Consider the following 13,441-nt stretch of genomic DNA (forward strand, 5'->3'; position numbering starts at 1 on the left):
TTCGCCGGGCCCGATGATCGGGTAGGCGCATGAAGACACCGCAGGTCAGCAGGGATTCGGCCGGGTTCGCCCTGCCGTCGGCATATGCCGCGGCAGGGTGCCGGAACGGGGCGTTCCGGGCAGGGTATTCCCACGGTTCCGCCCCCGTGACCGCGCGGCAGCGGCCATGATGGGGGGCATGGCGGGCCTCGAAGGAATGGAGCAGCCGCGGCCGCGGAGCGGCACGGCCGCCGCACGCTGGGGACTTCCCAAAGGTCTCCCCCGTGCGGGCGCGGAGAGCGGCCCGTCCGACGACGATCCCGCCGCCCGGGCGCTGGAGTTGGTGGGCGACCCGACGCTGGACGAGGTGCGTCTGCCCTCCCGCCCCGAGTCCGCCCTCACCGCCCGTCGGCTGACCCAGTCCGTGCTCCTCAAGCAGTGGAACGTCTCCCATCAACTGACCGAGCACGCCGTGCTGTTGGTCTCCGAACTGGTCGGCAACGCCGTCCGGCACACCGGTGCGCGCACCTTCGGACTGCGGATGCTCCGCCGCCGTGGCTGGATCCGTATAGAGGTCCGCGACCCGTCCCGGGGCCTGCCCTGCCTGATGCCGGTCCATGAGCTGGACATCAGCGGCCGCGGCCTCTTCCTCGTCGACAAGCTCTCCGACCGCTGGGGCGTGGACCTGCTGCCGCGCGGCAAGACGACCTGGTTCGAGATGCGGGTCATCGACCGCTGAGACGACCGCGCGCCGGCCGGTGGCCGGGCCCGTGAACGCGACTGGGGCCCGCCCGCGCGGTACGCGGGTGAGGCCCCAGTGTCGACCGCCGGCGGGCGAAAGGGGTGTACCCGCGGGGTCTGGACGACCTTGGCCCGGGTCAATGGGGGGTCGCTGGCACCGACTATGGCAGGCCGGTCGCGGCCTTGCCAAAGCGTCAATTGCGGACAGAACGTATCGAACGTCGATCAAATGCCGCTCGATCAAAGGTGAGCTACGACACCAGCCTTGCATTTAGTGGTTAGGTAATCGATTCCTTCCATGGTTATGCGATCACAAGCGTGTGTCATGCAGGTAACTCGACGGCGGGAGGGGCCGGTCGTCCGGGAACAACGGGCCCGCGGTCCGTAGGATGGGCGGCTCACACCGAGAACGCCGCCGCTACGCCGGACGCCACCGGTACACCGGCGGAATCCGGCGCGGCTCCGGGAGACGGAGACGGAAGGAGATCAGGGCATGGAACGCGTACGCCGCTCGGCCGCCGCGACCCTGCTGCTCCTGCTCGCCGTCGCCTTCGCGCCGCTGCTGTGCCGGGTGGGCGGCGTTCAGCCGGCATCGGCGCCGCCCGTCGCCGCGGCGCAGGCCGCGGTGCAGGCGGCCGACGCCACCGCGACCGCCCCGGCCGGGCACCACGCCGTGGCCCAGGCGCCGAAGAAGTGCTCCGGGCAGCACGCCCCCGGCCCGAACGAGTCGGTCCCCGTCCCCACCCCGAACCGCGGCGAGCCGCTGGCGCCCGCCGCCACCGCGCCCGCCCCGTTCGCCGCCGCACCCGGCTGCTTCGCGCTCGCCCGCCCGCCCACCGGGACGGCGCCCGCCACCGATCACACCGCGCTCCTGCCCGTACTACGGATTTAGGCCGCTGCCCCACGCACGGCCCAACCCTCTCCCCACCCGAGTACGTCTGGAGCATCCCCATGCCCACTTCCTCGTCATCCGCCTCACCCACCCGCAAGATCGCCGCCATCGGCGCCGTCCTCGCCCTGGTGGTGGCACTCGTCGCCATCGGCATCGCCGTCGGCAAGGCCGTCGAAGGCGGCTCGGACAGCGACACGGACACCCCCGGCGCCGCCGCCTCCGTCTCTCCCCAGGAGGACGACGGCCAGCAGCGGCTGTACGACCAGCTCGCGCAGCAGACCAGCCGGCGCACGGACGGCGATCCGCTCGCCGTCGGCAAGAAGGACGCCCCGGTCGTCCTCGTCGAGTACGCCGACTACCAGTGCTCCTTCTGCGGGCGCTTCACCCGTGAGACCCAGCCCGAGCTGATCAAGAAGTTCGTGGACGACGGCACCCTGCGCATCGAGTTCCGCAACTTCACCATCTACGGCGCCGACTCCGAGCGGGCCGCCCGCGCCTCCTGGGCCGCCGGGCAGCAGGGCAAGTTCTGGCAGATGCACGACGAGCTGTACGCCAAGACCAACAAGGGCAGCGCGCTGGCCGAGGACAAGCTCGTCGAGATGGCCCGCAAGAGCGGCGTGGCCGACCTGGACAGGTTCCGTACCGACCTGAAGAGCGACGCCGCCGCGGCCGCCCTGAAGAAGGACCAGAACGAGGGCTACGGGATCGGGGTGCAGTCCACGCCGTCCTTCCTCGTCAACGGCCGCCCCATCGCGGGCGCCCAGCCCACCGAGGTCTTCGAGCAGACGATCAGCCAGGCCGCCGAGCAGGCGAAGAAGGCCGGGAAGTCCGGCGGCGCGGCGAAGGGCCAGGGCTCCGGCGACGCGGAGGAGCCGGCGAAGTGATGGACATCGGCTACCTCGCCGCCTTCCTGGGCGGCGCCCTCGCCCTGCTCAGCCCGTGCAGCGCGCTGCTGCTGCCCGCCTTCTTCGCCTACTCCCTCTCCCACCCCGGCCGGCTGCTGGCCCGTACCGGTGTGTTCTACCTGGGCCTCGCCACCACGCTCGTCCCGCTCGGCGCGGCGAGCACGGCCGCCAGCCGGCTGTTCAACGGCCACCGGGACCTGCTCGTCGCCATCGGCGGCTGGGTCGTGATCGCGATGGGCCTCGCCCAGATCCTCGGCCTGGGCTTCGCCTTCAAGCGCGCGCAGCAGGCGGCGTCCCGGATCACTCCGCGCTCGGCCGTGTCCACGTTCCTGCTGGGCTGCGTCTACGGCCTTGCGGGGTTCTGCGCCGGGCCGATCCTGGGCGCGGTGCTGACGGTCACGGCGGTCAGCGGATCGCCGGTCCACGGCGCGTCCATGCTCGCCGTGTACGCGCTCGGCATGGCCCTTCCGCTGTTCGTGCTCGCCCTGCTCTGGGACCGCTTCTCGCTGGGCAGCCGGGGCTGGCTCCGCGGCCGGGAGTTCAGCGTCGGCAAGCTGCGGCTGCACACCACCTCCCTGGTGTCGGGCCTGTTCTTCATCGGGATCGGCGTGCTGTTCCTCACCTTCAACGGCACCAGCGCGCTGCCCGGGATCCTGGACGCGGACGCGGAGGTCCGGGTCGAGCAGTGGGCCACCCGGATCGGGAACTCCGTGCCGGATTTCGTCCTCGTCGCCCTGGTCGCGCTCGTCGTCGCGGGCGTACTCGGCCGTATCGCGCTGCGCCCGGAGAAGAAGCGGCAGGACTGAGCGGCCCGGCCACCGGCCGGTCGGGTGACCGGCCGGTGGCACGGCGCGGCGCGAGGGACCGTCCGCCTCACGGGCGGTCCGGCACCCCCGCACACCGCGGGATGCCGGGCCGCCCGGCAGACGCAGTCGCCTAGGCGCTGCGGCGCAGGGAGTGATCCTGACGGTCCCAGTGGTACGGCTGGTGGGGGCCGGCGTCCGCACGGCGGCGGCGGTCGTTGCACAGCAGGCACTTGCCGTACCCCGGAGGCAGCGGGTCCTCCGGATCGCCGTACAGCGGATCGACCGCGCCGTGCGGATGTATGGCGCAGCCGGTCGGGCCGGTCAGCGTGCTGAGCGAGCTGGCGGCGGTCAGCGCCTGCCGCAGGACGTCGACGAGCTGGTCGGCGTCCCGCCGGGTGGGCGCCGCCTGGAGGGAGGTGGCGATGTCGGATGCGGTCGTCAGCGCGGTCTGGAGTTCGCGCAGGTCTGCGTAACCCATGCTCCGGAGCGTAGAGCCCCCCACTGACAGTCGATCTTCCGATCGCGTTTCACGGCGTCGCATGCCCCATCCATGCCCGCCGCGGGCCACGATTGCGCACACCGAAGATGACCATCCCCTAGCCGGAGCATGACAGGCGTTACGGGGGCCGGACGTGAAGGGGGCGCCGCCCGGTGGGGGCCGGGGCCCGGCCCCCACCGCGAAGCCGCTCGGAGAGCCGCTCAGGGAGCGGTCGGCAGCTCCCGCTTGTGGGCCGTGGCGTGGTAGCGGCGGACGATCGCCTCGTACGCCTCCGCGGCGACCGCCTTGCCCTCCAGGAAGTCGTCGATGACGTCGTACGTGACACCGAGGGCGTCCTCGTCCGGCTTGCCCGGGTCCAGCGTCTCCAGGTCGGCGGTCGGTACCTTGCGGACCAGCTCGGCCGGGGCGCCCAGCGCGTCGGCGACGGCCCGTACCCGGCGCTTGGTCAGGCCGGTGAGCGGCACCACGTCCGCCGCGCCGTCGCCGTACTTGGTGAAGAAGCCGGAGACCGCCTCGGCGGCGTGGTCGGTGCCCACGACCAGGCCGTCCTGGGCGCCCGCGACCGCGTACTGCGCGATCATCCGCTGCCGGGCCTTGATGTTGCCCTGGACGAAGTCCTGGTGCCGCTCGTCCCGGAAGGTGATCCCGCCGGCCAGTGCCGCCTCCAGGGCGGCGTCACTGGCCGGGCGGATGTCGACGGTCAGCAGCTCGTCGGCCTTGATGAAGTCCAGCGCCCGCTGCGCGTCGTGCTCGTCGGCCTGGACCCCGTACGGCAGTCGCATCGCGTAGAACGTCGCGTCGTGCCCCGCGTCCCGGGCCCGCTCCACCGCGAGCTGGCACAGCCGGCCGGCGGTGGTGGAGTCCACGCCGCCGCTGATGCCCAGGACGAGGGCGCGCAGGCCCGTGGTCGTCAGCCGTTCGGTGAGGAAGGCCACGCGGCGTTCGATCTCCGCCTGGACGTCGAACGACGCGGACACCTGGAGATCCCGGGCGATCTCCTGCTGCTGGGACGTGGACGCCGGGTCGGTCACGGCTGCTCCTTCGGACGAGGGGCCAGCGCGGTACGCAGGGTGCGTGGTGCTGGTACGGACAGGACACGACTCTATGACGGAGACGCCCATTCCTTCAGGGCGGCCCTGTTCGGGAAGTCGGCCACGTCCTTGTCCAGCGGCCGGTCCGTGTACTGGTGGAAGCGCCACGGCGCCTTGATACGGGGGTGCCCGGCCGAGACGTAGTCGGCGATCCACAGGCCGTCGCCGGCGTACGAGGTCGTGTCGTGGTTGAGCCAGAAGTCACGGTTGCAGTAGAGGATCACCCGGTGGGTGGGCCGCAGGCGTTTGACCTCCTTGAGGAACTGGTCCTTCTGGGTGTTGCTCGCGTAGGTGCCGCCGCCGGTGCGCTCCCAGTCCGCCGCCAGCAGGTCGCCCTCCACGGACGCGCACTTCTCGACGAAGTACTTCGCCTGCGCCGCGATGTTGCCCGGCCACAGGAAGTGGTAGAAGCCCACGACACAGCCGGCCTTGCGGGCCTTGGCCGCCTGCGCGCTCTGGTGCGGGTTGATGTACGAACGGCCCTCCGTCGCCTTGACGATGACGAAGTCCAGACCGGTCGCCGAGTACGAGGGGTTGTGGGAACTGACGTCGACGCCATGCAGCATGTACGGCCTCCTGCCGACCGAAAACGATCGATTACGATGCGTCACCTGGTGTTATCAGCAGTTCAACATGTCCACGCCGTCTCGCGCCAGAGTCCGGCAGTGAACTTCCGCTGATCAACGCGTTGTTGGCGGGCGTGCGGACGCGGGTGACGTTCTCCGACCGGGAATGATCGACTTCCGTTTCGGTAGCGATACGTAGAGGATCGGGTTCCGGCTGCGGGGGCGGGGCGCGCGGATTGGCCACGGGAGGGCGCGCGTCGGCCAGAGAACCGCCGGAGTTCGGCCAGACCGGGCGCCCCCGTGTTTCGGCCGCCCGCCGACGCGCGCGGCGCGACCGGACGGAGCGCCCTGCGGGGGCCCGTACCACCGCCCGCGAAGCTGCCCCGGGCACATTCGTCCGGCACGAACCATCTCTGACCTCGGCAGACTTACCGGACGCCGCGCGCCGCACGCCGCCCCGGGAGCGACCGCCAACTCAAGCCCTTCAGCCCCAGCCGCCCGCCGCGCCCCTCCCACCCCTGCCGAAGACTCCATCCCACCGTCCGAAACCCACCTGCGACGGCCGCGACCACCGGACCCCGCACGCCCCCGGCCCGCTCCCCACCACCCCGCCGCACGTCCTGCTCCTCGCCGCCGCCGACGCACCGCTCGCCGCCCACGGCCGGTCTCCGCTCGTTCGGGCCGACCGGACCGGCCGGGCCACCGGCCACTTCTCCTGGCTTCGGCACTCCGGCCGGGCGTGCGTGGCGGAAGCGTTGTCAGTGGCGGGTCGTAGTGTGCGGGTATGACGACGAACGGGGGAGCGGACGCCGGTGACGGCACCGCACGGCGGCGGACCGCCGGGGACGGCACGGGCGTCCGGCCGTACTACGCACGGGCCGCGGGCGCGCTGTCCGAGCGGTACGAGAGCGTCCGCTTCGAGGACGTGCACCGGGACTTCCTGCCCCTGCTGCCCGCCGCCCCGGCCCGTGTGGCCGACATCGGCGCGGGCACCGGACGGGACGCCGCCGCCCTGGCCGCCCGGGGCCACGACGTCCTGGCCGTCGAACCCGTCGCCGAACTGCGCGCCGTGGCCCGGCGGCTGCACCCTTCCCCGGCGGTCCGCTGGCTGGCGGACTCCTTGCCCGCGCTGGCCCGACTCGCCGGCGAGAGCGGGAGCTTCGACGCGATCCTGCTCTCCGCCGTATGGATGCATCTGGAGGAACAGGACCGCCCGCCGGCCATGCGACGCCTCCACGACCTCCTGGCCCCCGGGGGCCGCCTCTTCCTCACCCTCCGGCACGGCCCGCCGCCCAGGGACCGCCGGATGTACGACATCCCCGCCCCCGAAACCGTGGCCCTCGCCCGGCAGCACGCCCTGCGCCTGCTCCACCTCGGCGACGACGGCGCCGACCAACTGGGCCGCGAAGAGATCCACTGGACCGGCCTGGCCTTCGAGAAGGAGCGCCCGTGACGATCGACACCTTCTACGCGAACGCTCCGTCCGCCCGCGCGTCCTGGCGCCTGGCGATCCTGATGGGCCACAACGCCCGTACGTACAAGTTCGCCCTCGGCAACGCCCTGCTCCACCACGCGGCCCAGGGCCACACGGAGGTGCCCCTGCGCGATCTCGCGGCTCCGTACGCGATGACGCTTCTCGAACGTGCGGCCCAGGCTCCCCAGGCGCCGGTCGGCCGGATGGCTCTGAGCGAAACGGACTTCCTGACCGTCGCGACACAGGAAAGCGCGGAATCCCGCCGCCTCGGCCGCCCCACCGACCGGCTGCTGGACGCCGCGGTGCGGTCGATGCCGGGCATGGTGATGCAAAAGTTCCACAACCACGGCGGGACCGAGGTGCCGCACCGCTTCTACGAGGTCGTCGGCAGCCCGCGTAACCGAACGGTCCGGCTCAGCTCCGCCCTCGGCCGGGTGGCCCGGTCGCACGAGATCGCCGGGCTGCACGCGGAGCTGGACGCCCGCTGGAGCATCGTGGAGAACTCCTTCGCGACCGGCATAGGACGCAGCCTGATAGCGGACGGCGTCCGCGTCGACCGGGAGACCCTGCGCCTGACGGACCAGCGCCGGCGCCGTCAGGTCACCGGTGTCGCCGCGGCCGTGGCCGGGTTCCAGCACGGCCGCTGCCACGTCTGCGACGAGACGGTGAGCCCTGAGGAGACCGCCGTCGACCACGTCTTCCCGTACGCGCTCATGCGGCGCTTCGAAAGCGTCCGCGGCTGGTCCGGGCCCGACCTGGACTCGCTGTGGAACCTCGCCGTCGCCCACAGGACGTGCAACGGGAAGAAGAGCGACCGGATGCCGACCGCCGACGAACTGGCACGACTGGCCCGCCGCAACGAGCAGATCATGCGCTCGCCCCGGCCGCTCCACACCACCCTGCGTCTCACTCTGGAAAAGGCCGTGCCCGGTCGGCGGATATCCGACTGGGCGACGTTCCTGCGGGAGGTCGCGAAGGCCTGCGCGTGAGCGGCCCGGCACGGCGCCGCAGCCGGTGCTCCGCCCGCCCCGGTTCACCGCCCCGACCATGGCGCTCGGCTCACCGCCCCGGCCGCGCCGTCCGGAGCACCGTCCCGGCCTCGCACGCCGTCCGGAGCGCCGTCCCGGCCGCGCCGCCCGGCTCATCAGCCCGACCGCGCACGCCACCCGGCCCGCAGCTCCCCGACCCGCAGGCTTCCCGCCCCGCGAGTCCCGACTCATGCCCCCCCGGTGGCAGCTCAGCATTCGATGATGTTGACCGCCAGCCCGCCCCGGGCCGTTTCCTTGTACTTGACGCTCATGTCGGCGCCGGTGTCCTTCATGGTCTTGATGACCTTGTCGAGGGAGACGTGGTGGCGTCCGTCGCCGCGCAGGGACATGCGGGCGGCGGTGACGGCCTTGACCGCGGCCATGCCGTTGCGTTCGATGCACGGGATCTGGACGAGGCCGCCGACCGGGTCGCAGGTCAGGCCGAGGTTGTGCTCCATGCCGATCTCGGCGGCGTTCTCGACCTGCTCGGGGGTGCCGCCGAGGACCTCGGCGAGGCCGCCGGCGGCCATCGAGCAGGCCGAGCCGACCTCGCCCTGGCAGCCGACCTCGGCGCCGGAGATGGAGGCGTTCTCCTTGAAGAGCATGCCGATGGCGGAAGCGGCGAGCAGGAAGCGGACGACGCCGTCCTCGTCGGCGCCGGGCACGAAGTTGACGTAGTAGTGCAGGACGGCGGGGATGATGCCGGCCGCGCCGTTGGTGGGGGCGGTGACGACCCGGCCGCCGGCCGCGTTCTCCTCGTTGACGGCCATCGCGTAGAGGGTGATCCACTCCATCGCGTGGGCCTCGGGGCTGCCCTCGGCGCGCAGCGCGCGGGCGCCGTTGGCGGCGCGGCGGCGGACCTTGAGGCCGCCGGGCAGGATGCCCTCGCGGGCCATGCCGCGGGACACACACGCCTGCATGACCTGCCAGATCTCCAGCAGCCCGGTGCGGATCTCGTCCTCCGTGCGCCATGCCTTCTCGTTCTCCAGCATGAGGGAGGAGATGGACAGGCCGGTCTCGCGGGAGAGGCGCAGCAGCTCGTCGCCGGTGCGGAAGGGGTACTTCAGCACCGTGTCGTCGAGCTTGATGCGGTCCTCGCCGACCGCGTCCTCGTCGACGACGAAGCCGCCGCCGACGGAGTAGTAGGTCTTCTCCAGCAGGGGCGCGCCGCCCGCGTCGTACGCGAAGAGGGTCATGCCGTTGGCGTGGTACGGCAGGGAGCGGCGGCGGTGCAGGATCAGCTCGGTCGACTCGTCGAAGTCGATCTCGTGGTCGGTGCCTATCTCCGCGCCGAGCAGCCGCAGCCGGCCGCTCTTGCGGATCCGCTCGACCTCGTCGTCGGCCGTCTCGACGTCCACGGTGCGCGGGGAGTGGCCCTCCAGGCCGAGCAGGACGGCCTTGGGCGTGCCGTGGCCGTGGCCGGTGGCGCCGAGCGAGCCGAAGAGTTCGGCCCGGACCGCCGTCGTCTGGGCGAGCAGACCGTCCTTCTTGAGCCGCCCGACGAACATCCGGGCGGCGCGCATCGGGCCGACGGTGTGGGAGCTGGACGGGCCGATGCCGATGGAGAAGAGGTCGAAGACGGAGATGGCCACGGTGGCGGACTCCCTTGTCTGCTCGTGGTGGACGGTGGAGCAAAGGGGCGGACGAAACGGAAGGTACGTTCCTGCGCCGACTGTCGAGCCTAACCCGGACGGCGGACAGACTCTCAGACGGAGGCCATCGGACGGTTGTCCTCCGGCACAACGGCAGAAGACGCAGCGGAGGCGGTCCCGGTGTCGAGTACCGGGTCGGTACCGGTCAGACCCGTTTCGTGGGCGCGGACCCCGGCGCGTACGGCCAGGAAGTAGAACGCGACGGCGGAGAGCGCGACGAGGGCGATGTCCAGGCCGCCGGGGATGACGCCGTGGCCGCCGAAGTCCGGGCTGCCGAGCGCGGACAGCACGGACATCCAGACCAGGAAGCCGACCAGCCACCAGGCGGGCGCGAACTGCTCGCGCAGATTCGTCTCGCCGCGCCGCCGCAGCACCACCGCCGCGACCGGCGCGGCCACCAGCGTCAGCAGTGCGACCTTTCCGGTGTCCGGCCACTTCGACCAGTACAGCGCGCACGCCGCGAAGGCGAAGGTGACCGGGCACAGCACCGCGGCCGCGGGCAGCCGGAACGGGCGCGGCAGGTCGGGCCTGGTCCGGCGGAAGACGCCCACCGCGATCGGGCCGATCAGATACGAGATGACCATGGCGGCCGAGATCACGCTGGCCAGCGCGTTCCAGCTACGGCCGACGGTGACCAGCAGCAGGACCGAGAACCCGAGGTTGAGCCACATCGCGGGGCGGGCGGTCCCGTACCGGGGGTGCACGGCGGCCAGCTTCCTGGGGAAGAAACCGGTCTCGGCGAGGTTCTGGACCATGTACGCGGCGGACGCGACATTGGCGATGTTGGAGCCGGCCGGCGAGATGAAGGCGCCGAACTGGAGCATCGTGACGACCCAGTGCAGCATCAGCACCTTGGCCAGGTCGGCGAAGGGCGAGCTGAGGTTCACCCCGTGCCAGCCGCCCGCCTGCGTCAACTGCTCCGGCGGTACGGCGCCGAGGAACGCGGTCTGGAGCGCGAGGTAGATCACCAGGCCCAGCGAGAGCGCGCCGACCAGCGCGACCGGGATGGCCCGGCCGGGGTTCTTGGCGGCGCCGCCGAGGTTGACCACGGCCTGGAAGCCGTTGAAGGCGAAGACCACGCCGCAGGTGGTCACGGCGGTCAGTACGGCCGGCCAGCCGTACGGGGCGAAGCCGCCGTGCGCGGTGAAGTTCGACGTGTGGAAGCCGGAGGCGATCAGCGCGGCCACGGCCAGCACCGGGATCGCGAACTTGACCAGGGTCAGGACCGTGTTGGCGCGGGCCAGGAACTGGACCGACCAGTAGCAGGTCAGCCACAGCGCGAAGGTCAGCAGCAGCGCCACGCCGCTGCCGGCCGCGGTGAGGTGGCCGGTGGCCGGGTCGACCAGGTCCCGGGCCCAGCCGAAGCCCCAGGAGGACATGTACTGGGTGGCGGCGATGGACTCGATCGGGATCAGCGAGGCGACCGCGATCCACACCGCCCAGCCGGTCAGGAAGCCGAGCACGGGGCCGTGCGAGAGGTGGCCGTAGCGGGCCATGCCGCCGGGGATCGGATACGCGGAGCCGACCTCCGCGTAGGACATCGCGATCATGCCGATGAAGACGGCGCCGATGACCCAGGCGACCAGGGCTGCGGGGCCCGCCACCTGCGCGGCGGAGCCGGCGCCGAAGAGCCAGCCGGAGCCGAAGATCGAACCGATGCCGATCATGGTCAGGGCGAAGAGACCGATCCCTTTGCGGTTGCCCGCGCTCATGTCCATTGCCGTGCGTGTTCCGTCCTGCTGTGGTGCGAAGGGCCCCGCGTCATTGAGGGGCCGTTCTCAGCCTATGGGGCGGAAAATCACCGTAAGGCGGACGGAAAGGCCGTGCGCCCGGGGCCAACAACCCCGAGCGCACGGCCTGTTCACCCCACGGACACCGCCTCGGCGGCACCCGGCGGGGCGCACTTCATGAAACGCGTCACACAGCGGCGTCACGCCATGACGTCACCCGGCCGTCACGCACCGGCGGGCACGGCGGTGCGTGACGGCCGCGGTGCACGACGGCACCACCCGGCCGCGCCCCATGCGCCACGAGGCCGCGTGGGCCGGGTGGCGCGGGTCACAGCGACGGGTACAGCGGGTGCTTGCCGGCCAGGGTGGTCACCCGGGCCTTGAGCGCCTCGGCGTCGTACGAGGGCTTGAGCGCCTCGGCGATGATGTCGGCGACCTCGCGGAAGTCCTCCGCCGTGAAGCCGCGGGTGGCCAGCGCCGGGGTGCCGATCCGCAGGCCCGAGGTGACCATCGGGGGCCGCGGGTCGTTCGGGACGGCGTTGCGGTTGACCGTGATGCCGACCTCGTGGAGGCGGTCCTCGGCCTGCTGGCCGTCCAGCTCGCTGTTGCGCAGGTCGACCAGGACCAGGTGCACGTCGGTGCCGCCGGACAGGACGGAGACGCCGTGCTCGGTGATGTCGGACTGCGTCAGACGCTCGGCGAGGATGCGCGCGCCGTCCAGGGTGCGCTGCTGGCGCTCCTTGAACTCCTCGCTCGCCGCGACCTTGAAGGACACCGCCTTCGCCGCGATGACGTGCTCCAGCGGGCCGCCCTGCTGGCCCGGGAAGACCGCCGAGTTGATCTTCTTGGCGAGCTCCTGGGTGGACAGGATCACACCGCCGCGCGGGCCGCCCAGGGTCTTGTGCGTGGTGGTGGTCACGACGTGGGCGTGCGGCACCGGGTTGGGGTGCAGCCCGGCCGCCACCAGGCCGGCGAAGTGCGCCATGTCGACCATCAGGTACGCGCCGACCTCGTCGGCGATCCGGCGGAACGCCGCGAAGTCGAGCTGACGCGGGTACGCCGACCAGCCGGCCACGATGAGCTGCGGACGGGTCTCCTTGGCCAGGCGCTCGACCTCGCCCATGTCGACCTGACCGGACTCCTCGTCGACGTGGTAGGGCACCACGTTGTAGAGCTTGCCGGAAAAGTTGATCTTCATGCCGTGGGTCAGGTGCCCGCCGTGCGCGAGGTTCAGACCCATGATCGTGTCGCCCGGCTTGAGCAGTGCGAACATCGCGGCCGCGTTGGCCTGCGCGCCGGAGTGCGGCTGCACGTTCGCCGCCTCGGCGCCGAACAGCGCCTTGATGCGGTCGATGGCGATCCGCTCGACCACGTCGACGTGCTCGCAGCCGCCGTAGTAGCGGCGGCCCGGGTAGCCCTCGGCGTACTTGTTGGTGAGGACCGAGCCCTGGGCCTCCATGACGGCGGCCGGGGCGAAGTTCTCCGACGCGATCATTTCGAGGGTGGACTGCTGACGGTGGAGCTCGGCGTCGACGGCGGCGGCGACGTCGGGGTCGAGCTCGTGGAGGGAGCTGTTCAGAAGCGACATGACTCTTCCTGGGGTACGCGGGGCGCACGGCCCCGCCGGGCGGCGGGTGGGCGGGTCAGCCGGTGAAGGCGGTGTACTCGTCGGCCGAGAGCAGGTCGTCCGGCTCGCCGCTGACCTTCACCTTGAACAGCCAGCCACCCTCGAACGGGGCGGTGTTCACCAGCGAGGGGTCGCTCACCACGTCCTCGTTGATCTCCGTGACCTCGCCGTCGACGGGGGAGTAGAGATCGCTGACGGACTTGGTCGACTCCAGCTCACCGCAGGTCTCGCCCGCCGTGACCGTCTCACCGACCGGGGGAAGCTGCACGAAGACGACGTCGCCGAGCGCGTTGGCGGCGTGCTCGGTGATGCCGATCGTCGAGACGCCCTCCTCGGCGGCCGACAGCCACTCGTGCTCCTTGCTGTAGCGGAGCTGCTGGGGGTTGTTCATGTCTTGATTCTCCTGGATGCGGTGGCGTGCTCGGTGCGGGGGTCTTGACAGGTGAGACGC

The 13,441-nt window shown here is 71.8% G+C and carries 13 protein-coding genes; 6 read left to right on the top strand and 7 right to left on the bottom strand.

The genetic code is table 11. The features are described from left to right. Nucleotides 1-166: 166 nt before the first annotated feature. The 4 genes from ACH4EB_RS26270 to ACH4EB_RS26285 all read left to right on the top strand — a co-directional run bounded on the left by ACH4EB_RS26270 (nucleotide 167) and on the right by ACH4EB_RS26285 (nucleotide 3,323). Nucleotides 167-718 carry an ATP-binding protein gene (locus ACH4EB_RS26270; RefSeq protein WP_398350198.1) on the top strand — a complete coding sequence of 184 codons (552 nt, stop codon included), beginning with the start codon at nucleotides 167-169 and terminating at the stop codon, nucleotides 716-718. Nucleotides 719-1,213: 495 nt separating this feature from the next. Continuing rightward, nucleotides 1,214-1,612, top strand: coding sequence for a hypothetical protein (locus ACH4EB_RS26275; RefSeq protein ID WP_398350199.1), 399 nt, complete (start codon nucleotides 1,214-1,216; stop codon nucleotides 1,610-1,612). Between the two features lie 59 nt (nucleotides 1,613-1,671). Next, nucleotides 1,672-2,496, top strand: a complete 825-nt coding sequence (locus tag ACH4EB_RS26280) for a DsbA family protein (protein WP_398350200.1) — start codon at nucleotides 1,672-1,674, stop codon at nucleotides 2,494-2,496. Beyond that, on the top strand, nucleotides 2,496-3,323 hold the full coding sequence (locus ACH4EB_RS26285; RefSeq protein ID WP_398350201.1) for a cytochrome c biogenesis CcdA family protein: 828 nt from the start codon (nucleotides 2,496-2,498) through the stop codon (nucleotides 3,321-3,323). The genes ACH4EB_RS26280 and ACH4EB_RS26285 overlap by 1 nt, the downstream gene beginning before the upstream one ends. A 130-nt stretch (nucleotides 3,324-3,453) precedes the next feature. Here ACH4EB_RS26285 and ACH4EB_RS26290 read toward each other — a convergent pair whose 3' ends face one another. From ACH4EB_RS26290 to ACH4EB_RS26300, 3 genes are all read right to left on the bottom strand, one after another. Beyond that, nucleotides 3,454-3,801, bottom strand: a complete 348-nt coding sequence (locus ACH4EB_RS26290; protein ID WP_398350202.1) for a hypothetical protein — start codon at nucleotides 3,799-3,801, stop codon at nucleotides 3,454-3,456. Between the two features lie 221 nt (nucleotides 3,802-4,022). Beyond that, nucleotides 4,023-4,853, bottom strand: a complete 831-nt coding sequence (gene nadE, locus ACH4EB_RS26295; protein ID WP_398350203.1) for an ammonia-dependent NAD(+) synthetase — start codon at nucleotides 4,851-4,853, stop codon at nucleotides 4,023-4,025. A gap of 71 nt (nucleotides 4,854-4,924) precedes the next feature. Next, nucleotides 4,925-5,479: a GH25 family lysozyme gene (locus tag ACH4EB_RS26300; RefSeq protein WP_398350204.1), complete on the bottom strand. Its 555-nt coding sequence runs from the start codon at nucleotides 5,477-5,479 to the stop codon at nucleotides 4,925-4,927. A 784-nt stretch (nucleotides 5,480-6,263) separates the two neighbouring features. Between ACH4EB_RS26300 and ACH4EB_RS26305 the strand changes: the two genes are divergently transcribed. Together ACH4EB_RS26305 and ACH4EB_RS26310 are read left to right on the top strand one after the other, a co-directional pair. Further along, nucleotides 6,264-6,932, top strand: a complete 669-nt coding sequence (locus ACH4EB_RS26305; RefSeq protein WP_398350205.1) for a class I SAM-dependent methyltransferase — start codon at nucleotides 6,264-6,266, stop codon at nucleotides 6,930-6,932. Beyond that, nucleotides 6,929-7,942, top strand: a complete 1,014-nt coding sequence (locus ACH4EB_RS26310) for an HNH endonuclease (RefSeq protein ID WP_398350206.1) — start codon at nucleotides 6,929-6,931, stop codon at nucleotides 7,940-7,942. Before ACH4EB_RS26305 ends, ACH4EB_RS26310 begins: the two co-directional genes overlap by 4 nt. 248 nt (nucleotides 7,943-8,190) lie before the next feature. On the opposite strand, the gene ACH4EB_RS26315 is transcribed toward ACH4EB_RS26310, so the two are convergent. The 4 genes from ACH4EB_RS26315 to gcvH all read right to left on the bottom strand — a co-directional run bounded on the left by ACH4EB_RS26315 (nucleotide 8,191) and on the right by gcvH (nucleotide 13,381). Beyond that, the gene (locus tag ACH4EB_RS26315) at nucleotides 8,191-9,573 is read right to left on the bottom strand and encodes an L-serine ammonia-lyase (protein ID WP_398350207.1); all 1,383 of its coding nucleotides are present in this window, start codon (nucleotides 9,571-9,573) and stop codon (nucleotides 8,191-8,193) included. 113 nt (nucleotides 9,574-9,686) lie between these two features. After that, nucleotides 9,687-11,351: an APC family permease gene (locus ACH4EB_RS26320; protein WP_398350208.1), complete on the bottom strand. Its 1,665-nt coding sequence runs from the start codon at nucleotides 11,349-11,351 to the stop codon at nucleotides 9,687-9,689. Between the two features lie 340 nt (nucleotides 11,352-11,691). Beyond that, nucleotides 11,692-12,951, bottom strand: a complete 1,260-nt coding sequence (gene glyA, locus ACH4EB_RS26325; RefSeq protein ID WP_030018262.1) for a serine hydroxymethyltransferase — start codon at nucleotides 12,949-12,951, stop codon at nucleotides 11,692-11,694. Nucleotides 12,952-13,006: 55 nt separating this feature from the next. Further along, nucleotides 13,007-13,381 carry a glycine cleavage system protein GcvH gene (gene gcvH, locus ACH4EB_RS26330; protein WP_398350210.1) on the bottom strand — a complete coding sequence of 125 codons (375 nt, stop codon included), beginning with the start codon at nucleotides 13,379-13,381 and terminating at the stop codon, nucleotides 13,007-13,009. Nucleotides 13,382-13,441 lie beyond the last annotated feature (60 nt).

Origin of the sequence: Streptomyces sp. NPDC018045 (genome assembly GCF_044327445.1) — a bacterium.
Classification (GTDB): Bacteria; Actinomycetota; Actinomycetes; order Streptomycetales; family Streptomycetaceae; genus Streptomyces.

What these genes read in the sequence shown, in the direction of transcription:
- ACH4EB_RS26270 (WP_398350198.1), top strand. Translation starts at nt 167, where the DNA reads ATGATGGGGGGCATGGCGGGCCTCGAAGGAATGGAGCAGCCGCGGCCG.
- ACH4EB_RS26275 (WP_398350199.1), top strand. Translation starts at nt 1,214, where the DNA reads ATGGAACGCGTACGCCGCTCGGCCGCCGCGACCCTGCTGCTCCTGCTC.
- ACH4EB_RS26280 (WP_398350200.1), top strand. Translation starts at nt 1,672, where the DNA reads ATGCCCACTTCCTCGTCATCCGCCTCACCCACCCGCAAGATCGCCGCC.
- ACH4EB_RS26285 (WP_398350201.1), top strand. Translation starts at nt 2,496, where the DNA reads ATGGACATCGGCTACCTCGCCGCCTTCCTGGGCGGCGCCCTCGCCCTG.
- ACH4EB_RS26290 (WP_398350202.1), bottom strand. Translation starts at nt 3,801, where the DNA reads ATGGGTTACGCAGACCTGCGCGAACTCCAGACCGCGCTGACGACCGCA.
- ACH4EB_RS26300 (WP_398350204.1), bottom strand. Translation starts at nt 5,479, where the DNA reads ATGCTGCATGGCGTCGACGTCAGTTCCCACAACCCCTCGTACTCGGCG.
- ACH4EB_RS26305 (WP_398350205.1), top strand. Translation starts at nt 6,264, where the DNA reads ATGACGACGAACGGGGGAGCGGACGCCGGTGACGGCACCGCACGGCGG.
- ACH4EB_RS26320 (WP_398350208.1), bottom strand. Translation starts at nt 11,351, where the DNA reads ATGGACATGAGCGCGGGCAACCGCAAAGGGATCGGTCTCTTCGCCCTG.
- glyA (WP_030018262.1), bottom strand. Translation starts at nt 12,951, where the DNA reads ATGTCGCTTCTGAACAGCTCCCTCCACGAGCTCGACCCCGACGTCGCC.
- gcvH (WP_398350210.1), bottom strand. Translation starts at nt 13,381, where the DNA reads ATGAACAACCCCCAGCAGCTCCGCTACAGCAAGGAGCACGAGTGGCTG.